The sequence below is a fragment of the Micromonospora sp. NPDC000663 genome, assembly GCF_042898105.1.
Classification (GTDB): domain Bacteria; phylum Actinomycetota; class Actinomycetes; order Mycobacteriales; family Micromonosporaceae; genus Micromonospora.
The window spans coordinates 713105-735883 of the sequence record NZ_JBIAYR010000002.1 but is presented as its reverse complement, the minus strand read 5'-3'; the positions used below and the strand labels follow the sequence as shown (position 1 = coordinate 735883).

The following is a 22779-nucleotide window of genomic DNA, read 5'->3' as shown; positions in this document are numbered from 1 at the left end:
CGCAAGCCGGCGGTCAGAGGAGTTGGAGGATCCGACCATGCTGACGATGTATTCCACCCCCTGGTGCGGCTACTGCCACCGGTTGAAGTCGCAGCTCGACCGGGAGGGCATCGGGTACGAGGTGGTCGACATCGAGCAGGACCCGAAGGCCGCGGAGTTCGTGATGAGCGTCAACGGCGGCAACCAGACGGTGCCGACGCTGCGCTTCGCCGACGGCAGCGCCCTGACCAACCCCTCGATCACCCAGGTCAAGCAGCACCTGGAGACCCTCACCGCCTGACCGGCCGGTTCACCCTCGACGAGCGGCCGCCCCCACCCGGGGCGGCCGCTCGTCGTGTCCGGCGCCGGTCAGGGCGGGGGTGGCCGGCGAAGGCCGGTGGCCACCGGCGTGTCGGCGTCCTCGGCGGGGCGTCGGGGCGCGGGCAGGGTCGGCGGTGTGGGCGGGCGGGCACCCGTCGGGGCGCTCAGGTGCCGGCCCCGCCACAGGTAGCCGCCGGCGGCGAGGGTGGCCACCCCGATCAGCGCGAACAGCATCCGGTAGTCCAGGAGGCCGACGAGCAGGGCGCCCGCGCCGATGGAGAACGCCTGCGGCCCGCTGATCACCGCCTCGGTGGCGGCGGCGACCCGACCGACCAGCCCGGGTGGGCTACGCCGCTGGATCAGCGTGTGCAGACCCACCATGGTCAGCGGCAGCGACACGCCTGCCAGCAGCACCGCCACGAACCCGAGGCGGAGGTCGGGGTACGCGAGCGCGAGCGCGGCCGGCCCGAAGAGCGCGACCCCTGTGGCGAGCGTGCCGACCTCCCCGAGCCGTCGGACCACCGCCGGTGAGCAGAGCCCGCCCAGTAGGCCACCCACTCCCTGCACGGTGACCAGCACGCCGACGAACGCGGCGTCACGGCCCAGCCCCTGGTCGACGTAGGCGAAGATGAGCGACTCGCTGAGACCCATCGCCAGCGATCCCAGCCCGTACCCGAACAGGGCCCGGCGCAGGGCCGGCTCACCGGCCAGGTGCCGCAGCCCGGCGCCCAGCTCGGCCGGCCAGCGCAGGCGCACCGTCGGCGGTGGGGGCTGCGGGGTGGGCAGCGCGCTCACCACCGCGGCAGCGGTCAGGAAGCCGACCATGCCGATCGCGGCCAGCGCCCAGCCGCCGATCGCCGCGTAGAGCGCCGCCCCGGCCAGCGGACCGATCAGCCGCAGACCCTGGCGTACGGTCTGGAGCAGCCCGTTCGCCTCGGCCAGCAGCTCCACCGGGACCAGTTGCCGGATCAGCCCGCTGAGCGCCGCGCTGAGCGTGATGTACGACAGGCCGTACAGCGCGGCCACCAGGTAGACGACCCAGACGTCACCGGCGTCCCGGACGGTGAACAGCGGGGTGAGCAGCACCGCGGTGACCAGGTTCGCGGCCACGAAGAACTGTCGGCGCGGGTAGCGGTCGACGAACCAGCCGACCAGGGGCGCCAGCGTCATGGGCGCGATGACGGCGAAGATCGTGGCGCCGGCGAGCCCGTCGGAGCCGGTGAGGTCCTTGACCCAGATGGCGAGCGCGAGCAGCAGGATCGACTCGGCGGTCATGCTGGCCAGCAGGCCGACGAAGAGCAGGCGGAAGTCGGGTCGGCGCAGGACGGTGCGCATGGAGTCCCTCCGGCGGGATGGCGCGCCCGGGGTGGGCGGGGTCGACGGACTGCGACCGGGGGTCCGTCGTGCTCCGGCGTACCCGTGGTCCATTTTTCGCGAGACACGCCCCCGCCGGAACCTCCGACGCCGGCCGCGCCGTCCATACTGACCGTGGGGGCCGAATTTCATACAGTTACCGTCGCGTCTGCGTCGGTCGACGGGAAAGAGGACACCGTGCCTCCTGCCGCACCCAGCCCGATCCTGCGTCGTCGCCGGTTGGGCGTCGAGTTGCGCCGCCTGCGCGAGACCGCGGGCCTCACCGGTGACCAGGTCATCGAGCGGATCGGTTGGGCCTCCGCGTCCAAACTGTCCCGACTGGAGAACGGGCGCAGTCGTCCGGACCCGCAGGACGTGGGCGTCCTTCTCGACCTCTATGGTGCCGACGCGGCGCTGCGCGAGGAGCTGCTCGGGATCACCGGCGAGGCCGGCGACATGCGGGGCTGGTTGAAGAACTTCCCGGTGATGACCCTGCAACAGCGCAGCTGGGCGGAGCTGGAGGCGGGCTGCGCGGAGATCTCCGAGTACAACCCCGTGCTGGTGCCCGGGCTGTTGCAGACGCCCGGGTACGCCCAGGTGCGGATCGTCTCGGCCCGCCGGGTCGGCGCCGGGGCGGGCGAACCGGAGCCCGGCGACGAACCCGAGACCGAGGTGCAGGCGCGGTTGGCCCGCCAGTCGCTGCTGACCCGGGAGCCCGACGCTCCGCGCTACACCGCGGTGCTGGAGGAGGCGGCCCTCGGTCGCCGCGCGGGGCCGCCCGAGGTGCTGCACGAGCAGCTGCTCCAGCTCTGCGATCTGGCCCTCCTGCCCAACGTGACGCTGCACGTGCTGCTGCGGGACACCCAGATCGGCGATTGGTACCTTCCGCCGACCGCGTTCTCCCTCTATCGGTTCGCCGATCCGCTCGATCCGGAGACGCTGGCCATCGAAGGGGGCTTCACCGACGTCATGTCGTCCGAGGCAATCGCTCTAAATCGCTATAAAGTGGTGTTCGAGTGGTTATGCACGGCGGCACTTAACGAATCGGACACCCTCTCCTGGCTGATCGAGGCGACGGGACGGCTGACCGAGGCGGCGCCTCCATCCACAGTGGCGTTCGGCCCGGCAACGGCGCCGGCTCAACGCCGCCGAGCTGCGGGGCGGCTGACGGATCGGTGATCCACGGGGGACCTCCGTCGGGGCGTGCGGCACCACTCGTCCCATCGGATCGGTTCACACCAGGAGCAGAACCATGAACGACATCCGCAACACGCCGTCCGTCTCCGCGCACTCGTTCGCGGACGCCCCGTGGCGTACCAGCACACGGAGCCAGACCTCCAACTGCGTCGAGGTCGCCCCGCTGGGCACCGGCCCGTCGGCGGTCGCGCTGCGCGACAGCAAGGACCGGGGTGGTCCGGTGCTGCTGTTCAACCGGGCAGGCTGGCTCGGCTTCATCAGCGGAGCCAAGAAGGGCCAGTTCGATCTGAGCTGATCCGGTGACCGCAGCGGGGCCGTCGGCGAATCGCCGGCGGCCCCGCTGTCGTACGCGGGGCCAACCCCGCTGAGCAGCCATCGGTTGATCGGACGAGGCTCGAAACCAATAGGCGCGTTTCAGTTGCTGAGATGAATACGCGGCGTAACATGGGCTCTCGGGTACGTGGAACTTCCACACTGGCTCATCGCGGTTCATCCGGAGACCCTCATGCGGTTCCTGATCGTTCGCACCGACATCCGCGCCTTCGCCGACGGGGACCTCGCCGCCGCCTGGGCGGACGGCCACCGCCTCCGCGACGAGACGACCCAGCCTGAGCCGCGCCGGCAGATCGTGCACGCCGAGGACCGGGACGCGGCGTTACTGCTGGCCCGCGCGCTCGCCACCGTCGGCGCGGTCCGCGCCGGCCGGCAACGCGTCAAGGTCCTGCCGCTCAGCGAGCCCCGCACCGCCTTCCGACACAGACCGGGCCGCACCGGCCCCTGACCCACCAGACGTCCGTCGTGGTCGGATCGGCTCCCCCGCCGTGTTCCTTGCCTTCGACCACGACGGCCCGTGTTCCCGGCCCGTGACCGCCGCGGCAACGGCGGCCACGGGTCGGGACCGTGCTCACCGGTCGCCGTCCACCCAGCCGTCCAGCCAGCGGTGGATGAGGAACAACGCGATCGACGACGCTGGCGGCAGGATCAGCCGGGCCCCGTCGCCGACGTCGACGGTCCGCCCGGCCAGCGCCGCCCCGATCTCCCGGCGGGAGAACCACCGGGCGTACGCGATCTCCGAGGGGTCGACCCGGACCGGGTCCTCCGGGTCTGCGGTGGCCAGGAAACCCAACATCAGCGAGCCGGGGAACGGCCACGCCTGGCTGCCCGCGTACCCGATCCGCTCGACGGCGATGCCCACCTCCTCGCGGACCTCGCGCAGCACCGCGGCCTCCGCCGACTCCCCCGGCTCCACGTAGCCGGCAAGGCAGGAGTAACGCCTACCACCCGGGGTGCCCGGCCAGCCGGCGTTGTTGCCGAGCAGGCAGCGACCGTCCGGCCCGTCGACCCCGTCGTGCACCAGCACGATCATCGCCGGGTCGGTACGCGGCCAGATCCGCCCGCCGTTGCGGTCCACCCGGGACCAACCAGCCTCGTCCATCGCCGTCGGAGCGCCGGTGCTCGCCGAGTAGCCGTGCCTGGTGTGCCAGTTCACGAGCGCCAACGCGGTGGTGAAGATGCCCGCCTCCCGGTCGGCGAGCAGGTGCCCCACCTCGCGCAGGTTCACCGCCCGGGTGCCGGGCAACGCCGGCAGCGGCGCGTCGACCGCGAAGACCGGCACCCCGTCCGGCTCGACGCCGAGGAACATCGCCATCGCCTCGGACCCGGCCGGCACGTCCGCCGCGCCGAACAGCACGAGCGTCGGAGGCGACGCGCCGGCACGGGCCAGCGTCCGCCCCTCGTTGGTCGAGTCGAGCAGCAGGATCCGCCCCCGCAACCAGGCCTCGGTCAGCCACTGCGAGTCGCCCCGCCGGTGCGCGGCCCGGTCCAGTGTCGACCGGGCCAGGGGTGGCGCCGCCTCCCCGCTCACGGCAGCGACTCGGTACGGATCGTGGTCAGCGCGGACAGCCCCGGGGTGACCCGCTCGGCGTCACCCAGCACCACGAGCGCGGCCCGGGACGGCGCCAGGTAGCGGGCCGCCGCCTCCGCGACGTCGTCGATGCTCGCCTTGGCCAACCTCGACGCGTACTCGGCGAGGAAGTCCAGGCGCAGCCCGTTGCCGGCGTACGCGCTGGTCAGCGCGGCGAGCCCGGCCTGGGTGGACATGCCGAGCTGGAGGGTGCCGAGGGCGTACTGGCGTGCCTGCTCAAGCTCCTCGGGCTTGGGCGGCAGCGATGCCAACCGGCCCAGCTCGTACGTCGTCTCCAGCAACGCCGGGCCGGTGACCTCGGTCGCCACGTCGGCGCCGGCGACCAGCACCGACCCGGCCACCGAATGCTCGATCAGCGAGTGCGGCCCGTACGTGTAGCCCTTGTCCTCGCGGATGTTCTCCACCCAGCGGGAGGAGAAGTAGCCGCCGAAGATCAGGTTGGCCAGTTGCAGCGGGGCGTGGTCGGGATCGGTGCGCGACACGGCCGGCAGCGCGACACGCAGCGAGGACTGCACCGAGCCGGGCCTGTCGACAAGCAGCAGCGGCCCCGGCTCCAGCGGCGGTGTCGGCGGCAGCTCGGCCGTACGCCCGGCACCGGTCCACCCGGCGAGCGCCCGCTCGGCGGCGTCCAGCGCCTTCTCCGGCTGCACGTCGCCGACGAGCACCAACTGCGCGCCGGTCGGGTGCACCCGCTCGGCGTGCAGGGTACGCAGCGCGGCCGGCCGGACCGCGCGGATCTGGTTGGGCTCGGGGGTCTGCGTCGCGTACGGGTGCCGGCCGTAGATCCGCTTCAGCAGCGCCTCGCGGGCCAGGTGCGCCGGCTGGCTCTGCGCCACCTGGATCCGGTCGACCAGCCGGTCCCGTTCGGTGGTCACCTCGTCGGTCGGGTAACTCGCGCCTGTCAACACCTCGGCCAGCAGCTCCAGCATCCGGTCCAGGCCGGTGACCAGGCCGGCGCCGGAGAGCATCAGCCGGTCCGGGTCGACGCCCGCGGAGAGCCCGCCGCCCACCTTCTGCAACTCGGCGGCGATCTGCACGCTTGTCATCGACCCGGTGCCGGAGAGCATGGTCTGCGAGAGCATCGCACCGCGGGCCAGGTTCGCCCGGCCGAACGGGATCCAGAGACGCAGCTCGACAAGGGGCACGGCGGGCCGGCGTACCGCGATCACGGTGAGGCCGTTGCGCAGCGTGCGTTCGGCCTGCTTCGGCACCTTGAGCTTGCGGTTGGGGCCGAGCGCGGGCAGCGTACGCGGAGCGGTGGTGGTCGTCGCGCTCATCGGGCACCTCCGGGGATGACCTCGACCACGGCGCGGCGCTCCGGTCGCAGGGCGGCGGCGGCGATCTGGACCTGTTCCTCGGTGACCTCGCCGACCAGCTTCGGCAGGTCGTTGAGCAGGCCAGGCTCGCCGCGTTGCTGTTCCAGTACGGCCATCCGCAACGCCCGGCCGAGCACCGCATCGGTGTCGCGCAGCAGGTGGGTGGCCATCCGGGCCTGGGTACGGGCCAGCTCGCCGTCGGTCAGGCCGTCGGTGGCCAGCCGGTCCAGTTCCTCGTCGAGGGTGCGCAGCACCTTGTCCACGTCGCCGCCGGGCGGCAGGTGCGCCTGGAGCAGCAGCGCGGTGGGGTCCCGCACGTCGAACGGGTCACCCATGAAACCGAGGTAACCGCCGAGGCTTGTCACCGAGCGGTCGCGCTGGACGAGCCGCTCGACGAGCCGCGACGCGTCGCCGTCGGTGAGCACCTCGGCGAGCACCACGTACGGCAGGTACCCGGCGAAGTCGGTGATCGGGTCGGGCACCCGCCAGGCCCCGGCGACCGCCGGCAGCGGCGCCAGCTTGTCGGTGTACGAGGTGCGCCGCTCGGCGGTCAGGTCGGGCTCGGTGAAGTCGGGTCGTTTCGGCGCGGGGCGGGCCGGCACGTCGCCGAAGTGTCGGGTGACCAGTTCGGTGGCCTCGGCCACGTCGATGTCACCGCTGACGGCCAGGACGGCGTTGCCGCTGGCGTAGTAGTGGCGGAAGAAGTCCGCAGCGTCGGCGACAGTCGCCGACTCCAGATCGTCGAAGGAGCCGTAGCCGTCGTGCGCGTTGGGGAAAGTGTCGAACATGACAGGCGGCAGCGTCAGCCACGGAAACCCGCCGTACGGGCGGTTGAGCACGTTGACCCGGATCTCCTCCTTGACCACGTCGACCTGGTTGCGCAGGGTCTCCTCGGTCAGTCGGGGCCCGCGCATCCGGTCGGCCTCCAGGAACAGCGCGCGTTCCAGCGCGTTGCTCGGCAGCGTCTCGAAGTAGTCGGTGTAGTCCAGGTGGGTGGAGCCGTTGAAGGTGCCGCCGGCGCCCTGCACGTGCCGGAAGTGGGCAAGCTTCTCCAGGTTCTCCGAGCCCTGGAACATCAGGTGCTCGAAGAGGTGGGCGAAGCCCGTACGCCCCTCCGGCTCGGAACGGATGCCGACGTCGTAGACGACCGCCACCCCGATGACCGGAGCACTGCGATCGGGGGTGAGAACCACCCGCAGGCCGTTGTCGAGGGTGAACCGCTCGACCGGGTACTTCGTCGCTGGAATTCTGGATCTCCGCGCCGCCACGGGACTGACCCTAGCGCGTCGGAACTCGCGCCACCGGCGACCTCCACGGAGCCGCCGCCACCGCGGTGGATTGGCGTCCGCGACCGGCGGGAAGCCTGCGGTACGGGGACAATGGGCGGATGAAGCGAGAGGTACGCCTGATGCGGTTGACCGGGGCGCGCGCGAACGGCGCGGCGGCGACAGGCGCGCGCGTCGCGGGCGCGGAGGCTGTCGGCGCGCGGGCTGCGGGCGCCGCGTCGCTCGGTGCGCTCGCCGTGGGGGCGCTTGCCTTCGGGGCCGTCGCCGTCGGGGCGCTGGCCATCGGGCGGCTGGCGATCCGCCAGGCGATCGTGCGGGAGCTGCGTGTCGGCCGGTTGGAGATCGACGAACTGGTGGTGCACAACCGCTCCACCACCGAGGAATGACCCGGCCCATTTAGGCGGGTGGGCTCGTCACCTGAGGCGTACTGCGCCTGCGCGATCTCCCGCAGGCTCGCGCCAGGCGTGGACGAGGGGCAGCACCTCGGCGCCGGCGCCTACTTGGTCGCCGTCTCCGAAGGTGGGCAGGAACCATAAGAAGCTCATCGATCAAGTCGCCCCGCCTGCCCTAGCGAACAGGTAGGAAATACCGACATATCTGAGACGCGCCTTCCCGGCATGTGGATGGGTCTTGACGCTGGCCCTGGCCTGGCCCACTCTTCCTACCAACTAAGTAGGAATACTGCGGATTGGATGGACGATGAGACGGCTTCCCTTGCGCCGGCTGGTCACCCTGGCCACCCTCACCGCCCTCGGCGCGGCGACCCTGGGCAGCACCGCCGCGTGCGGCGACGACAGCGACGGTTCGGGCGGCAGCTCCGGTCCGGTCACGCTGCGCCTCGGGTACTTCCCCAACATCACCCACGCCCCGGCGGTCGTCGGCGTCGAAAAGGGCATCTTCGCCGAGAAGCTCGGCAGCAACGTCAAGCTGGACCCGAAGACCTTCAACGCCGGCCCGGCCGCCATCGAGGCCGTCTTCTCCGGCGCGCTCGACGCCACCTACATCGGTCCGAACCCGACAGTGAACGCGTTCTCCAAGTCCAAGGGCGAGGCCGTCCGGGTCGTCTCCGGCGCGGCGTCCGGCGGCGTGGCCCTGGTGGTCAAGCCGGGCATCACCGGCGTCCAGGACCTGAAGGGCAAGAAGATCGCCACCCCGCAGCTGGGCAACACCCAGGACGTGGCGATCCGCTACTGGCTCAAGCAGCAGGGGCTCACCACCACCAAGGAGGGCGGCGGCGACGTCAAGATCGTCCCGCAGGAGAACGCCCAGACGGTGGAGACGTTCAACAGCGGCGCGATCGACGGCGCCTGGGTGCCCGAGCCGTTCGTGTCCCGCCTGGTCAACGCCGGCGGCAAGGTGCTCGTCGACGAGCGCGACCTGTGGCCGGACAAGAAGTTCGTCATCACCAACCTGCTGGTCAGCACCAAGTTCCTCAAGGCGCACCCGGACGTCGTGCAGAAGCTGGTCGACGGCCAGGTCGCCGCGAACGAGTTCGTCAACAGCAAGCCCGACGAGGCCCAGCAGGCGATCTCCGACGCCATCGGCAAGATCACCGGCAAGCCGCTCGACCTGAAGCTGATCAAGCAGGCGTGGCCGACGCTGGAGTTCACCAACGACCCGATCGCCACCTCGCTCAAGGCCGGCCTCGACCACGCCGTCGAGGTGGGGCTCACCGAACCGGTCGACCTCAAGGGCCTGTACGACCTGAAGTACCTCAACACCGCGCTCAAGGCGGCCGGCAAGCCCGAGGTCACCCAACCATGACGTCGACCACGACGACGCCGCAGAGCGCGACCACCGCGGTCGCGCTCTCCGGCGTGACAAAGGTGTACGGACGCGGGGCGAACGCCGTACTGGCCCTGGACGGGGTGTCCCTGAACGTCGCGCCGGGCGAGTTCGTCTGCCTGGTCGGCGCCTCCGGCTGCGGCAAGAGCACACTGCTCAACCTGGTCGCCGGGCTGGACCGGCCCAGCGGCGGACAGATCGCCCTGGCCGGCGACGCCAACCCCGGGCTGATGTTCCAGGAGCCGGCGCTGTTCCCCTGGCTGACCGTCGACGGCAACGTGGAGGTGCCCCTCAAGCTTCGCGGGCTGCCCCGGGCCGAACGACGCGAGCGGGTCGCCGAACTGCTGCGGACCGTGCACCTCGGCGACTTCGGCCGCAAACGCCCGCACGAGCTGTCCGGTGGCATGCGGCAACGTGTCGCGCTCGCCCGCACCCTGGCCCTGGACACCCCGGTGCTGCTGATGGACGAACCGTTCGGCGCGCTCGACGCGATGACCCGCGACATCCTGCACGACGAGCTGGAACGGATCTGGTCCGAGCGCAAACTCTCGGTGCTCTTCGTCACGCACAACGTCCGCGAGGCCGCGCGGCTGGCCGACCGGATCATCCTGCTCTCCAGCCGCCCCGGCCGGATCATCTACTCCGCCGAGGTGGACATCCCACGCCCGCGACGGATCGACTCCCCCGAGGTCGCCGCCATCGCCGCCGAGGTCACCGAACGGCTCCGCACGGAGGTGGGCCGCCATGGCCAGTGACACCCTCACCAGCGCGGCGCGTACCGACGCGCAGATCTCCGGCCTCGACGCCCTGGAGATCGCCGGCCGGGACAAGGAGGTCTCCCGGGGCGCGCGGTTCTGGGCAGCGACCTGGCCGAAGCTCGCGGCGCTGGCCATCGCCATCCTGGCCTGGCAGCTGGTCGTCTGGTCGGGGTGGAAACCGCCGTACTCGCTGCCAGGGCCACTGGAGGTCGGCCGCGAGCTGGCGGCCCAGGCCCAGGGACCGCAACTCTGGGAGGGTCTGCTCACCACGCTTCGTCGGGCCGCCGTCGGGTACGTCTTCTCGGTCGCGGTGGGCCTGCTCCTGGGCCTCGCCGTGGCCCGGTCCACCGTCCTGCGGGCCGCCATCGGCTCGATGATCACCGCGTTGCAGACCATGCCCTCGATCGCCTGGTTCCCCCTGGCCATCCTGCTGTTCGAGCTGAGCGAGAAGGCCATCTTCTTCGTGGTGGTGCTCGGCGCCGCACCGTCCATCGCGAACGGGGTGATCTCCGGGGTGGACTACGTACCGCCGCTGCTGCTGCGCGCCGGACGCAACCTCGGTGCCCGAGGGCTCAACCTTTACCGGTACGTCATCGCTCCGGCCGCCCTCCCGGCGATCGTCGCCGGGCTCAAGCAGGGATGGGCGTTCTCCTGGCGCAGCCTGATGGCCGGTGAGCTGATCGTCGTCGGGATCTCGCAGACCTCGCTCGGGGCGCAGCTCACCTACTCCCGCGAACTGTCCGACGCGCCCTGGTTGCTCTCCACGATGATCGTCATCCTGGTGCTCGGCCTCGTCGTGGATGCCGCGTTCGGGGCTGCCGACAAGGCGATCCGGCGGCGCTGGGGCGTACTGGACCAGGCTGGTCAGTGACGTGTACGTCTCCGCGCGCAGCGACTACGCGCTCCGGGCCATGCTCGCCGTCGCCGCCGCCAGTGAGGGCGACGGCGACGGCGGTGCCGGCGAGCTGGTGAAGGCGGCCAGCCTGGCCGAGGTGCAGGAGATCCCGCTCAGCTTCCTCCAGGGCATCCTGCTCGACCTGCGCCGCGCCGGACTGCTGCACAGCCACCGTGGCGCCGAGGGCGGGTACGCATTGACCCGACCAGCCGCGGAGATCACTGTCGGGGACGTGCTGCGGGCGGTGGGCGGCTCGCTGACCACAGTGCGCGGCCTGCCGGCCGAGCGGGCCGGCTACCACGGGGTGGCCGCCGGGCTCACCGACGTCTGGCTGGCGGTGCACGGGGCGATAGCCACAGTCGTCGACAGCACGAGCCTGACCGACCTGCTCACCCGCGACCCGAGCGGCCACGCCCGCAGCACGCCCTGAAGGACCGCGAGATCGAGCACGATCCTTGGGCGAGGCGGAGGCAACGACAGGCGGAGGCGGTGTGGTCGGGCTGGTGCCCCGCCGGCCCGACCACACCTCGTACCGATCCTGACCGGGCCTGCCCCTCCGCCGGCACCGGTCGGCCGGTCGCTGCTCAGCCCCGGTGTGCGACGGTCGGGCCGGAGCCCGGGTCGCCGGGGCTGCGCAGCTCCACCAGACCGGCGGGAGCGTTACCCGCCGGGGTGGCATGCCAGGGTGCGAAGGCCGCAACCATGGCGAGCAACAACCCGGCGAGCGCGACGGCGACCACCAGGATCAGTTCGCGCAGCGCCCCCGAGCCGGCTTCGCCCGCCATGGTCACCCCTCCCGTGCCGGGCCCCCCGCCCGGCTGCCCCCGTTGGCCAGCTTCGGCCACCCGGGGTGCGGGCGCAGTCGGCCAGCCGACCGCACCGAGGCTGATTACCGACTCGGATGTGCAGTCGGGCGGTTTGACCCGACCGGCCACAGCGTCGTCTCCGCACGCCGATTCATCGCTCCTGGCGACAGACCGGGACCAGGGTCGGCGCCGCCACCCTGCCCGTCGCCTTTGCTCTGCTTCAACGGACGCAACACCATCCGTCCGCTATCCGGACAGTGCCCGTTGCGTGGGTTGAAGCAGAGCAAAGGGAGTCACGAGGGTCGGTGCCCGCGGCTTGGCCGCCTGTGCGACCGCCGCCGCGTCCCAGACAGACGAAACCGACCCGCCCCGCCGAGGCGGAACGGGTCGGTCGAAGTGCGGAAGATCAGACGGTACGGGGGCGGCGCGGGCGGCGGGACCGACCCGACGCGCGGTGCGCGGGCCGGGCGGCACCGTCGACGGCCGAGCCACCGGAGGCACGTACTCGACCGGCAGCCACCGGCGGCGCGGCGATCGTCACGGGCACACCTGACGGCTCGCGGGCACCTGTCACCCGGGCCAACGCGCCGTCGCCCGGGCGCACCTGGACCGACTCCGGCCGGATGCCGGCGACGGCCATCAGCCGCGACACGTCCCGGCGCTGCTCGGGCAGGACCAGGGTGACCACGCTGCCGGACTCGCCGGCCCGGGCGGTACGCCCACCCCGGTGCAGATAGTCCTTCGCCTCGGTCGGCGGGTCCACGTTGACCACCATGTCCAGGCCGTCCACGTGGATGCCCCGGGCGGCGACGTCGGTGGCGACCAGGGCGGTCACCTGGCCGTTGCGGAACTGCTCGAGGATGCGGGTGCGCTGCGGCTGGGACTTGCCGCCGTGCAGCGCGGCCGCGCGTACACCCTTGGCGAGCAACTGGCGCGCGAGCCGGTCGGCGCGGTGCTTGGTGCCCATGAACAGGATGGTGCGGCCCTCGCGGGCGGCGATCCGGGTCAGCGCGTCGGGCTTGTCGACCGCGTCGACGTGCAGCACGTGGTGGGTCATCGCGGTGACCGTTGCGGTGCCCGGGTCGACCGAGTGGGTGACCGGGTTGCTCAGGAAGCGGCGGACCAGCCGGTCCACGCCACCGTCGAGGGTGGCGGAGAAGAGCATCCGCTGCCCCTGCGGCGCGACCTGCTCCAGCAGCTTGGTCACCTGCGGCAGGAAGCCCATGTCGGCCATCTGGTCGGCCTCGTCCAGCACGGTGATCTCGACCTGGTCGAGCCGGGCGTCGCCACGGTTGATCAGGTCGTGCAGCCGGCCGGGGGTCGCCACGACGACCTCGGCGCCGGCGCGCAGCGCGTCCGCCTGGCGCTGCAACGACAGGCCGCCGACGACTGTGGCGCAGCGCAGCCCGACGGCGCGGGCGTACGGGGCGAGCGCGGTGGTGACCTGCTGGGCCAGCTCACGGGTAGGCACCAGCACCAGGGCCAGCGGACGGCCCGGGCGGGCCTTGCGGCCGGCGGTGCGGGAGAGCAGCGGAAGCCCGAAGGCGAGCGTCTTGCCCGAGCCGGTGCGGCCCCGGCCGAGCACGTCGCGGCCGGCGAGCGAGTCGGGCAGCGTCGCCGACTGGATCGGGAACGGCTCGGTGATGCCCTGCGCGGTCAGCGCGGTGAGCAGCGCCGGTGCCAGCCCGGTATGAGCGAAAGAAGGAATAACTGTGGTCATGCGGAAGCCTTCCTCGACGCGGCACGTGTCGAGGGAGGGCGCCGAGATCGGCGCTGTCACCGGCGGCCAGAGGCAGCCAGGACTCACAAGCACGAACCGATTGGAGTACAGGCCGGCCCGCCGCCGGGCCGCCGCCTGCGGAGGCAGGCGGCGGCGGGGCGGGCCGGTCCCGTCACCGTCACACCCGGAGGGCGCGACAGGTAATGCTGACCGATCCGAAGATCAGAGCGGGCGGATGTTCTCCGCCTGCGGGCCCTTCTGGCCCTGGGTCACCTCGAACTCGACCCGCTGGTTCTCGTCCAGGCTCCGGTAGCCGGAGGACTGGATCGCCGAGAAGTGGGCGAAGACGTCAGCGCCGCCGCCGTCCGGGGTGATGAAGCCGAAGCCCTTGTCAGCGTTGAACCACTTCACGGTGCCAATAGCCATGTGTTTCGTCTCCTTGACGGAACGTCGGACGCGCACTTGTTGCGCGCCCGAAGAGGAGCGCTCCGCGCGGGAATGCGCGAATCGCCTGTCGCTTCTGGTCGCCCCGCCCGGAGAACTCCGGACACAACAAAGAGCGCCTGGGGCCACAATCCCGCCAGGCGCACACAGAGTCTCTGGTAACCAAAACTGCAACCCGATCAACCTACCACGGTTTTCCCGCCAGCGGTCAAGCTTGGGCGGAATCTTCGGGCAACTGGGCGATCATGGCGGTGAGCCCGGCCACATCCAGCAGGTCGGTGGGGCGCACCGTCGCCCCGTCGCGGACGTAGTGGAACGCCGCGCCCACCCGGTCGACAGGCACCCCGGCCAGCTCCGCCCAGGCCAGTCGGTACACGGCCAACTGCACCGCCGCCACCTGCGCCGCCGGGCCGGTGGGCTGCCGACCCGTCTTCCAGTCGACCACGTCGAACCGACCACCAGGCCTGGCGAAGACCGCGTCCATCCGGCCCCGGACCACCACCCCGGCGATCACCGTGGCGAACGGCACCTCCACCTCCACCGGTGCCCGGTCGGCCCACTCGCTGGCCAGGAAGCGCTCCTGAAGCTCCACAAGCGCCTCGTCCGGTGCCGCGTCCGCGTCCGCCGCGCCGGGCAGCTCGTCCAGATCGAGCAGCCGGTCGGCCCCGAAGCGCTGCTCCAGCCACGCGTGGAAGGCGGTGCCCCGACGGGCGTACGGGTTGGGTTCGGCGGGCACCGGACGGCGCAGCGTACGCGCCAGGGCCGCCGGGTCGTTGCGCAACGCGACGAGCTGGGTGACGCTCAACTGCCCCGGCAGGGCCACCTCTACCGCGCCGGAGAGCCGGGTCAGCTCGGCCCGCTCGGCGAGCAGCAGATCAGCTTCGCGCTGCCAGCGCGCCACCTCCGGATCGGGCTCCGGCTCCGTCGCTGCGACCACCGGCCCGACCGGCCCGACAGCCACCGCAGCCGGGCCGTCGGTCATCAGGCGGCGGACCAACCCGGCCGCCTCGGCCAGCGCCGGCCGTCGACCGCCCAACGGGTCGGCCGGCCACTCCGCGCGGAGCACCACCTCGGCCGTCGGGTTGGTGGCGTCCGGGGTGGGCTCGGGCGCCCACACGTCGACCAGGTGCCCCGGGCCGCCGTCCAGGCAGGCGTCGTACACCTCGCGCAGGAAGACCGACGGCCCGCGCGGCCGCTTCGTGCCCTCCCCCCACCAGTAGCCCGAGCAGAGCAGCAGCCGGCGCGGGCGGGTGACCGCCACGTACGTCAGCCGGCGTTCCTCCCGCTCGTCGTGCGCCCGCCACGCGTCGGTGAAGTCGGTGACCGCCCGGGCCACGGCCCGCTGGTCCCCCGCCTCGTCGAGCATCAGCTCCGGCAGGCCGTCGGCGTCGCCGCGCAGCGGGAACGGCAGCACACCCAGCCCGCCCAGCCAGTGATCGGAGTTGCGCGCCGGCCCCGGCCACGACCCGCGGCACAGCCCGGCGACCGCCACCACGTCCCATTCCAGGCCCTTCGCGGCGTGCGCGGTCACCACCTGGACCGCGCCCTCGACCACCTCGACCTCGCCGGGGGTCAGGCCGCGTTCCTCGTCCTCGGCGGCGGCCAGGTAGGACAGGAAGCCGGACAGGGTGGCGCCCGGCGTCTCGCCGCTGAAGCGGGCCGCCACGTCACCGAGGGCGTCCAGGTGGCCCCGGGCCAGGCCGGCGTCACCCGCGCCGTCCCGGCCGGCCCGCACCGCCACCTCCACGTCCAGGCCGATGGTCCGCTCGATGTCCGCGATCAGGTCCGGTAGCGCCTGGTCCAGCCGGTAGCGCAGCAGCGCCAACTCCATGCCGTACGCGCGCAGCCGCGCGAACCCCTCCGCCGAGTACGCCTGCGCCGGCCCCAGATCAGCAAGCGCCTCCACCAGGGTGGCCTCGTCCAACAGGTCGGGGGTGATCTCCGGGGTCTCGTCGGCGGCCACCTGCCGGCGGGCGTTGGCGATGGCCCGGGCCCGCCGGTGCAGCGCCACCAGATCCCGTGGCCCGATCCGCCAACGGGCGCCGGTGAGCAGCCGCAGCAGCGCGGCGCCGTCGGTCGGGTCGGCCAACACCCGCAGCGTGCACACCACGTCGCGGACCTCGGGAGTGTCCAGCAGGCCGCCCAACCCGACGACCTCCACGGGCAGGCCCCGCTCCCGCAGCGCCGATTCGATCGCCGGTATCTGGCTGCGGACCCGGACCAGCACGGCAGTCGTCGGTCGCTGCGCCACAGGGATGTGCTCGGGCGCCGCGCCGGGCATCCGGGCCGCGCCACGCCAGGCCGCGAGCACGCTGTCGGCGATCCAGGCCGCCTCGTCGGCGTACGTGGGCAGCAGCGCGCAGTGCACAGTGCCGCCCGCCGCCCCGCCGGGACTGCGGTGCGGGATCGGGTCCAGGACGGTGAGCGCCGAGCGCAGCTCCGGCACCCGGGCTCCGGCTGCGCGCAACGGGGTGGACAGCGCGTTCGCCACCCGGAGGATCTCGGGGCGGTTACGCCAGCTCGTGGTGAGCCCCAGCGCCCGCGCCGGCTGACCGTCGGACCGCGCGAACTCGGTGGGGAACCGTTCCAGTGTGCCCGCGCTGGCCCCCCGCCAGCCGTAGATGGACTGGCACGGATCACCCACCGCCGTCACCGGGTGCCCGCCACCGAACAACGCGTTGAGCAGCACCACCTGGGCGTGGCTGGTGTCCTGGTACTCGTCGAGCAGCACCACCCGGAACCGGTCCCGCTCGATCTCGCCCACCGCCGGATGGTCCCGGGCCACCCGCGCCGCCCGCGCGAGCTGGTCGGCGAAGTCCATCGCCTCGAAGTCCAACTTGCGCTTGGCGTACGCCCGCACCAGCGGCAGCAGGCGCAGCCGGGTCTGTTGCAGGGCGAGGGCCTTACGCACGTCGGCGTACACCCGGCCCGGCCGCGACTGCACCTCGGCGAAGAACCGGCCCGTCCACGCCGCCAGCTCGTCCGGGGCGACCAGGTGCTCGTCCAACTCCCCGGCGAGCGCCAGCACCGCGTCGGTGATGGTGCTCGGCATCCGGTCCACCTCGGACATGTCACCGTCGTAGTTGCGCACCAGCAGGTCGACCAACTGCCAGCGGGACGCCTCGGTGAGCAGCCGGGTGGACGGTTCGTAGCCGGCCCGCAGACCGTGCTCGGTGACGATCCGCCCGGCGTACGAGTGGTAGGTGGAGACGGTGGGCTCGCCGGCGAGCGGGTCGTCAAGCGGGTCGCGGCCCTGCCTGCCGAGTCGGCGGATCAGCTGGTCGAGCCGTGTACGCACCCGGTGGGCCAGCTCGCCGGCGGCCTTACGGGTGAAGGTCAGCCCGAGGATCTGCTCCGGCCGCACGTACGAGTTGGCGACCAGCCAGACCACCCGTGCGGCCATCGTCTCGGTCTTGCCGGAGCCGGCACCGGCCACCACCAGCAGCGGCTCCACCGGGGCGGCGATGATCGCGGCCTGCTCCCGGGTGGGTGCCGGCAGCCGCAGGAGTTTCGCCAGCTCGACAGGGGTGTACCGGGGGCCGGAGTCGGCGAGCCGGGGCGTCGGCGCGGGGCCGGCGCCGAACAGGGTGGGCTGGGTCACGGTGTCGCCTCGACTCCTGACACCGGCTCACTCCTCGCCCTCGGTGGCGCGTCGGACGGTCGGCGGCTCGACGACCTGGCGCCCCTGCCCGGAGACCGGGCAGCTGGTGCGCACCGGGCAGACCCGGCACTTCGAATTGGCCACCGCGGCGAAGGTGGCAGCGGCCATCGTATCGGCGGTGCGCCGGACCAGCGCGGTCGCCCAGCCGGCCGCCGGGCCTTCGCCCGCCGCCGGCTGGTTCTGCTCCCGGGCGTCCTTCGCGGACGTGCCGAGCTGCACCAGCGCCGCGCCTCCGGACTCGTCACCGAACTCGGCGAACGCGCCCGCCTCCACCGCCGCCTGGTAGGCGCCGAGCTGCGGGTGCTCGGCCAGCTCACTGCCGGTGACCGCCGTGGACTTGCCGGTCTTCAGGTCGATCACCACGAGCCGGCCGGCCTCGTCGACCTCCAGCCGGTCGACGCGGCCGGTCAGGTCGACCGGGCGGTGCGGGTCGTCCAGCCGGACGGCGAACTCGTGCTCGATGGCGAGCAGCCGGCGCGGGTTGGTGGCCAGCCAGCGCAGCAGCTTGTCGACCATCGCCTCGGCGCGTTCCCGTTCGGGGCCGGCCATCCAGCGGGCGGCCAACTCGATCGCGTCGAAGCGGGCGGCCACGTAGTCGAGCAACGCGCCCCGGTCGGCGCTGGCGTCCTCGGCGAGCATCGCGGCCGCGTGCACCAGGTTGCCCACGCCCTGCGCGGTGCTGGTCGGGCCGCTGCCGCCGTGCCGCTCCAGCAGCCAGCGCAGGCTGCACCGCAGCGCGCTCTCCATCGCCGACGGGGTGACGCGTACCGCCTCGCCGTCGTCGACGAGGGGCCTGTCGTCGGAGAGCGCCCGCAGCCCCCACCAGTCGTCCGGGTGCGCGCCGGGCACACCGGCGGCGGCGAGGCGGGCCAGTTCGGTCGCCGCCGCGCGCCGCCGGCTCGCCGGCACTGCCGGGTCGGTGATGGCGGTACGCAGTTCGGCGACAAGCGCCGGCAGGGTGAGCGCCCGGGGTGGTCGGGTCACCGGCAGCGCGCCGGGGGTGTCCGGCTCCTCGTCGCCGTCCTCGCCCGCCACCACGCCCTCGCCGGACGAGGGACCGTCGAGCGGGTCACCGGAGGGCGGGCCGGTACGCGGGCCGGGCGGAGGGGCGGCCGGCGGAGCGGGTGGCGCGGCAGGGGCCAGCTCGTGCAGGAACCGGCTCGGCTGCTCCTCGTGGTCGTCGCCGCCTACCGCCGCCGACGCCACCGCGCTGACCAGCAGGCGGTGCCGCGCCCGGCTGACGGCGACGTGGAAGAGGCGGCGTTCCTCGTCCAGCAACGCCGAGGTCTGACCCACCACGTTCGCCGCTGCCGCCCCGCCCACGGACCGGCCGGTCAGCACGTCGACCAGCCGCTCCGAGCCGAGCAGGCTGCCGCGCAGCCGCAGGTCGGGCCAGATGCCCTCCTGCACACCGGCCACCGCGACGAGGTCCCATTCCAGGCCCTTCGCCGCGTGCGCGGTGAGCAGCCGCACCGCCGCGCCCCGGTCGGCGGTCGGTGCGATGGTGTCGGCCGGCAGGTCCTGGGCGAGCACGTGGTCGAGGAAGACCTCGGTACGGGCACCGGGCAGCCGGTCGGTGAAGCGCGCCGCCGCGTCGAAGAGCACAAGTACCGCGTCCAGGTCCCGGTCGGCCGCCTCGGCGCGCCTGCGCCGGGCCAGGTCCCCCTCGCCTGCCGCCGGCCGCCCCTGGGCGATCGCGCCGGCCCAGCGTTCGGCGAGGGCACTGGCGTCCCAGACCTCCCAGAGCACCGTCTCGGCTGTCGCGCCGGGCTGGGCTGCCGCGTCCCGGGCGGTGGCGAGCAGCCCGGCGACCGCCTGCGCGGGCTCCGCCCACCGCCTGTCGATGCCGGCCAGCTCCGTCGGGTCGCGCAGCGCCTCGACGATCAGCTCACCGGAGGGGCGCCGGTCACCGCCGGCCAGCGCCAGGGCGCGCAGACCCTGCCGCAGCCGCCGCTCGGCGAGCGGGTCCGCACCGCCGAGGGGCGAGTGCAGCAACGCGACGGCCGCCTCCTCGTCCAGGTGCTCCGGCTCCAGGGCGCAGCGCAGCAGGAGCAGCAGCGGCGCCACCGCCGGTTGCAGGTGCAGCGGCAGGTCCTCGCCGTGCACCACTGTGGGTACGCCGGCAGCGTGCAACGCCCGTTGCAGGGTGGGCAGCTGCAACGCGGTGGACCGCACCAGTACCGCCATCCGCGACCAGGGCACACCGTCGAGCAGGTGGGCGGAGCGCAGCGCGTGGGCAAGCCAGGCGGCCTCGCTCGTCGCCGAACGGAACGTGTGCACCTCGACCACACCTGGCGGCGCGTCCGGCAGCGGGTGCAGCCGGCGGTGCGCCGCCGGGCCGCGCAGCCGACGACCCAGCCGGGCGATCGCGGCGAGCAACTCCGGTCCGGCCCGGTACGACGTGCTGAGCAGCACCTGCGCCGCCGGCGCACCGGACGCGGTCCGGAACCGGTGCGGGAAACTGCCCACCGCCGCCGGGTCGGCGCCCCGGAACGCGTACGTGGACGAATCGGGGTCGGCGAAGGCGACAAGCGAGGTGCCCCCGCCGGCGATCACCGAGAGCAGCTCCAGTTGGGCGGGGTCGGTGTCGGCCAGCTCGTCGACGTACACGTGGGCGAGGCGGCGACGCTCGGCGGCCAGCAGCTCCTCGTCGTCGCGCAGCAGACCGGTGGCCGCCCGGACCAGCTCGGCCGGGTCGTACGCGATCGAGCCCCGGTTGCTGACGTCGCGCAGCGCGAGCACTGCCACGTACTCCCGCAGGAAGCGGGCGGCGGCCGGCCAGTCGTCGCGGCCGAGTTTCTCGCCCAGCCGGGCCAGGTCGACCGGGCCGACGCCGCGTTCGGCGGCCCGCATGAGCAGGTCGCGCAACTGGCCGGCAAAGGCCCGGGTGCGCAGGGCCGGACGCAGGTCGTCCGGCCAGCCGACCGGGTCGTCGTCGGGCTCCTCGCCCACCACGTCCAGCAGCTCCCGGATGATCAGATCCTGCTCGGGGCCGGTGAGCAGGCGCGGCGACGGCTCGCCCCGCTCGGCGGCGGCCCGGCGGAGCAGCCCGAAGGCGTACGCCGGGAAGGTGCGCACGAGCGGCTCCCGCAGCACCCGGTGGCCGTCCTGCGCCACCCGGGCCTCGATGCGTTGGCGCAGCGCGGTGGCGCCCCGGCGGCCGAAGGTCAGCACCAGGACGCGTTCGGGGTCGACGCCCTCGCGGACCCGGGCGGCGACGGCCTCGACCAGCGTGCTCGTCTTGCCGGTGCCGGGGCCGCCGAGCACCAGCATCGGCCCGTCCGTGTGGCCGACGACCTCGGCCTGCACGGGGTCGGCCCGCCAACCGGCGGGACCGGTCCCGGAAGACGCGCCGCTGCCGGCGGCCACTACGGACCGCCGCACCAACCGGTACGCCTGCATCAGCTCATCCCATCAAACCGGTACGACACTCACCCACCCCAACCTCACCGCATCCAGCTCTGTCGATCATGACGTTGGCGGCGCGACACGCCGGGCGCGGTGCCGTCAACCTCATGATCGACGGGGAGGACGCAGGGCCGTGTTCAGGTCAGGGCGGACTCCAGCGCGTCCAGGGCCGCCGGGACGGACGGTGCCACGGTCAGGAGGCCGAGGCCCGCTGGTTTGAGGAAGTGCTCGTCGGTGAGGGTGGCGAGCCAGTCCAGCAGCGGGCGGTAGAAGCCGTCGGCGTCGACGAGCACCATCGGCTTGCGGTGCAGGGTGAGGGTGGCGGTCGTCCACACCTCGAACAGCTCGTCGAGCGTGCCCAGCCCGCCGGGCAGGGTGAGGAACGCGTCCGACTTCTCGATCATCAACGTCTTGCGGCTGGCCATCGAGTCGGTGACCAGCAGTTCGTCCGAGGCGAGGTCGGCGACCTCCAGGTCGACGAGCGACTGCGGGATCACGCCCAGGGTGCGCCCACCGGCGGCCCGGGCGCCGTCCGCGAGCGCGCCCATCATGCCGACGCAGCCACCGCCGCTCACCAGCGTGTGACCGCGTCGGGCCAGCTCCGCGCCGGTCTCGGTGGCCAGATCCAGGAAGCGCTGGTCGAGGGTACGGGAGGAGGCGCAGAAGACGCAGATCGCCGCCATCAGCCCTCCCGCGGGTGGTCGACGGTCTGCTCGGCGGCGGCCTGCTGGTCGGCCCCGGTGCGGGCGACCGCCTCGTCGCGGACCGCGTCCTGCTCCACGGAGAGCGCCGCCTCGGACTCGACGATGTGCCGGACGGCCGCGTTGACGTCGTCGGTGAGGCAGATCAGGTCCAGGTCGACCGGGCCGATCTTGCCGTCGGCGGCCATCGTGTCGCGCAGCCAGTCGAGCAACCCCTGCCAGTACGCGACACCCATCAGCACGACCGGGAACCGGGTCACCTTGCCGGTCTGCACAAGCGTGAGCGCCTCGAACAGTTCGTCCATGGTGCCGAAGCCGCCGGGCAGCACGACGAACGCCTGCGCGTACTTGACGAACATCGTCTTGCGGGCGAAGAAGTAGCGGAAGTCGATGGCCAGGTCGACCCAGTCGTTTATGCCCTGCTCGAACGGCAGCTCGATGCCGAGCCCGACGGAGAGCCCGCCGGCCTCGGTGGCACCCCGGTTGGCGGCCTCCATCACGCCCGGCCCACCCCCGGTGATCACGGCATAGCCGGCCCGGGCCAGTGCCCCGCCCACCTGCTCGGCGAGTCGGCACTCGGCGGTGTCCGGGCCGCTGCGGGCGGAGCCGAAGACACTGACCGCCGGCGGCAGGTCGGCGAGGGTGTCGAAGCCCTCGACGAACTCGGAGAGGATGCGTAGCGCCCGCCAGGCGTCCCTGGTCTTCCAGTCGCCGCGTCCCCGCGAATCCAGCAGTCGCTGGTCGGCGGTGCTGCTCGGGATCGCCCCTCGCCGCAGCGTCACCGCGCCCCGGTGCCGCTCCTTCGCTGGGCCGCGGCTGGCCTCCCGCCCGTTGCTGTCGCTCATGGAGCAACCGTAGTGCTCCACCAGGTGCTTGCCGGGTCGGGTCGCGGACGCTGAGAAATAAGTCCCGATCAAGGGCAACTATTCGGCTCGCTCGTACGTCTTACTATTCACATACCGGGTATGCCCCGGCGCGCGCCTTCGGGGGAGGAGACAGCGTGATCAGCAACAGCGAGATGATCCGGATCCGTCGCCAGATGCAGCGACGGATCCGAGATGTGGTGGCCGAACGCCGCCGCACCCGCCAGCAGGACCCGATCCCCCTGCTCGCCCCTCCCCCACCCGGAGCCGATCAAGAGGTTTGCGTCGCCGACAACGGGCCCGGCTGACGCAAACCTCTTGATCACCGGCGCGAACGGGCGGCCGGGGGGGTGCGGGGGTGG

21 protein-coding genes are annotated in these 22779 nt (G+C 72.9%); 10 read left to right on the top strand and 11 right to left on the bottom strand.

Translation table 11 applies throughout. The annotated features are described in order from the left end of the window. Nucleotides 1-37 precede the first annotated feature (37 nt). Nucleotides 38-280: a mycoredoxin gene (locus tag ACFY1S_RS12165; protein WP_139582276.1), complete on the top strand. Its 243-nt coding sequence runs from the start codon at nucleotides 38-40 to the stop codon at nucleotides 278-280. Between the two features lie 68 nt (nucleotides 281-348). Here ACFY1S_RS12165 and ACFY1S_RS12160 read toward each other — a convergent pair whose 3' ends face one another. Beyond that, the gene (locus ACFY1S_RS12160; RefSeq protein ID WP_387115936.1) at nucleotides 349-1728 is read right to left on the bottom strand and encodes an MFS transporter; all 1380 of its coding nucleotides are present in this window, start codon (nucleotides 1726-1728) and stop codon (nucleotides 349-351) included. Nucleotides 1729-1851: 123 nt separating this feature from the next. Here ACFY1S_RS12160 and ACFY1S_RS12155 point away from each other — a divergent pair, with 123 nt between their 5' ends. From ACFY1S_RS12155 to ACFY1S_RS12145, 3 genes are all read left to right on the top strand, one after another. Further along, entirely contained in the window at nucleotides 1852-2832 is a 981-nt protein-coding gene (locus ACFY1S_RS12155; protein ID WP_387115933.1) for a helix-turn-helix domain-containing protein, read from the top strand. Between the two features lie 73 nt (nucleotides 2833-2905). Beyond that, nucleotides 2906-3145 (top strand): DUF397 domain-containing protein, encoded by a 240-nt coding sequence (locus ACFY1S_RS12150; protein ID WP_387115930.1) that lies wholly within the window; start codon nucleotides 2906-2908, stop codon nucleotides 3143-3145. 210 nt (nucleotides 3146-3355) lie between these two features. After that, nucleotides 3356-3631 carry a hypothetical protein gene (locus ACFY1S_RS12145; RefSeq protein ID WP_387116068.1) on the top strand — a complete coding sequence of 92 codons (276 nt, stop codon included), beginning with the start codon at nucleotides 3356-3358 and terminating at the stop codon, nucleotides 3629-3631. Between the two features lie 123 nt (nucleotides 3632-3754). On the opposite strand, the gene nudC is transcribed toward ACFY1S_RS12145, so the two are convergent. Genes nudC through ACFY1S_RS12130 form a run of 3 tightly spaced genes read right to left on the bottom strand, consistent with a single transcriptional unit; the run spans nucleotide 3755 to nucleotide 7358 of the window. After that, on the bottom strand, nucleotides 3755-4714 hold the full coding sequence (gene nudC, locus ACFY1S_RS12140) for an NAD(+) diphosphatase (protein ID WP_387115927.1): 960 nt from the start codon (nucleotides 4712-4714) through the stop codon (nucleotides 3755-3757). Then, on the bottom strand, nucleotides 4711-6051 hold the full coding sequence (locus tag ACFY1S_RS12135; protein ID WP_387115925.1) for a M16 family metallopeptidase: 1341 nt from the start codon (nucleotides 6049-6051) through the stop codon (nucleotides 4711-4713). Before ACFY1S_RS12135 ends, nudC begins: the two co-directional genes overlap by 4 nt. Then, complete coding sequence (locus tag ACFY1S_RS12130) at nucleotides 6048-7358, bottom strand: M16 family metallopeptidase (RefSeq protein WP_387115922.1); 1311 nt, start codon at nucleotides 7356-7358, stop codon at nucleotides 6048-6050. The genes ACFY1S_RS12135 and ACFY1S_RS12130 overlap by 4 nt, the downstream gene beginning before the upstream one ends. A 119-nt stretch (nucleotides 7359-7477) precedes the next feature. On the opposite strand from ACFY1S_RS12130, the gene ACFY1S_RS12125 reads away from it, so the two are divergent. The 5 genes from ACFY1S_RS12125 (at nucleotide 7478) to ACFY1S_RS12105 (ending at nucleotide 11244) form a co-directional block, all read left to right on the top strand. Continuing rightward, on the top strand, nucleotides 7478-7762 hold the full coding sequence (locus tag ACFY1S_RS12125) for a hypothetical protein (RefSeq protein ID WP_364375095.1): 285 nt from the start codon (nucleotides 7478-7480) through the stop codon (nucleotides 7760-7762). 313 nt (nucleotides 7763-8075) lie between these two features. After that, nucleotides 8076-9140, top strand: coding sequence for an ABC transporter substrate-binding protein (locus ACFY1S_RS12120; RefSeq protein WP_387115919.1), 1065 nt, complete (start codon nucleotides 8076-8078; stop codon nucleotides 9138-9140). Continuing rightward, the gene (locus ACFY1S_RS12115; protein ID WP_387115916.1) at nucleotides 9137-9916 is read left to right on the top strand and encodes an ABC transporter ATP-binding protein; all 780 of its coding nucleotides are present in this window, start codon (nucleotides 9137-9139) and stop codon (nucleotides 9914-9916) included. Before ACFY1S_RS12120 ends, ACFY1S_RS12115 begins: the two co-directional genes overlap by 4 nt. Further along, nucleotides 9906-10790, top strand: coding sequence for an ABC transporter permease (locus tag ACFY1S_RS12110; protein ID WP_387115913.1), 885 nt, complete (start codon nucleotides 9906-9908; stop codon nucleotides 10788-10790). The genes ACFY1S_RS12115 and ACFY1S_RS12110 overlap by 11 nt, the downstream gene beginning before the upstream one ends. A 1-nt stretch (nucleotide 10791) precedes the next feature. Beyond that, entirely contained in the window at nucleotides 10792-11244 is a 453-nt protein-coding gene (locus tag ACFY1S_RS12105) for an Rrf2 family transcriptional regulator (protein WP_357984205.1), read from the top strand. Between the two features lie 154 nt (nucleotides 11245-11398). Here the strand turns inward: ACFY1S_RS12105 and ACFY1S_RS12100 are convergent, their stop codons facing one another. The 7 genes from ACFY1S_RS12100 to ACFY1S_RS12070 form a co-directional block, all read right to left on the bottom strand. Then, nucleotides 11399-11599: a hypothetical protein gene (locus ACFY1S_RS12100; RefSeq protein ID WP_357984202.1), complete on the bottom strand. Its 201-nt coding sequence runs from the start codon at nucleotides 11597-11599 to the stop codon at nucleotides 11399-11401. Nucleotides 11600-12026: 427 nt separating this feature from the next. Next, nucleotides 12027-13340 carry a DEAD/DEAH box helicase gene (locus ACFY1S_RS12095; RefSeq protein WP_387115909.1) on the bottom strand — a complete coding sequence of 438 codons (1314 nt, stop codon included), beginning with the start codon at nucleotides 13338-13340 and terminating at the stop codon, nucleotides 12027-12029. 222 nt (nucleotides 13341-13562) lie between these two features. Next, complete coding sequence (locus ACFY1S_RS12090) at nucleotides 13563-13766, bottom strand: cold-shock protein (protein WP_007464836.1); 204 nt, start codon at nucleotides 13764-13766, stop codon at nucleotides 13563-13565. Between the two features lie 226 nt (nucleotides 13767-13992). Next, nucleotides 13993-17385 carry an ATP-dependent helicase gene (locus ACFY1S_RS12085; protein WP_387115906.1) on the bottom strand — a complete coding sequence of 1131 codons (3393 nt, stop codon included), beginning with the start codon at nucleotides 17383-17385 and terminating at the stop codon, nucleotides 13993-13995. Between the two features lie 27 nt (nucleotides 17386-17412). Next, nucleotides 17413-20847 carry an ATP-dependent helicase gene (locus ACFY1S_RS12080; protein WP_387115903.1) on the bottom strand — a complete coding sequence of 1145 codons (3435 nt, stop codon included), beginning with the start codon at nucleotides 20845-20847 and terminating at the stop codon, nucleotides 17413-17415. A gap of 143 nt (nucleotides 20848-20990) precedes the next feature. Continuing rightward, nucleotides 20991-21536 (bottom strand): TIGR00730 family Rossman fold protein, encoded by a 546-nt coding sequence (locus tag ACFY1S_RS12075; protein WP_357988040.1) that lies wholly within the window; start codon nucleotides 21534-21536, stop codon nucleotides 20991-20993. Beyond that, entirely contained in the window at nucleotides 21536-22399 is an 864-nt protein-coding gene (locus ACFY1S_RS12070) for a TIGR00730 family Rossman fold protein (RefSeq protein ID WP_387115899.1), read from the bottom strand. The genes ACFY1S_RS12075 and ACFY1S_RS12070 overlap by 1 nt, the downstream gene beginning before the upstream one ends. A 155-nt stretch (nucleotides 22400-22554) precedes the next feature. Here ACFY1S_RS12070 and ACFY1S_RS12065 point away from each other — a divergent pair, with 155 nt between their 5' ends. Next, complete coding sequence (locus ACFY1S_RS12065; RefSeq protein ID WP_167517367.1) at nucleotides 22555-22725, top strand: hypothetical protein; 171 nt, start codon at nucleotides 22555-22557, stop codon at nucleotides 22723-22725. Nucleotides 22726-22779: the final 54 nt, after the last annotated feature.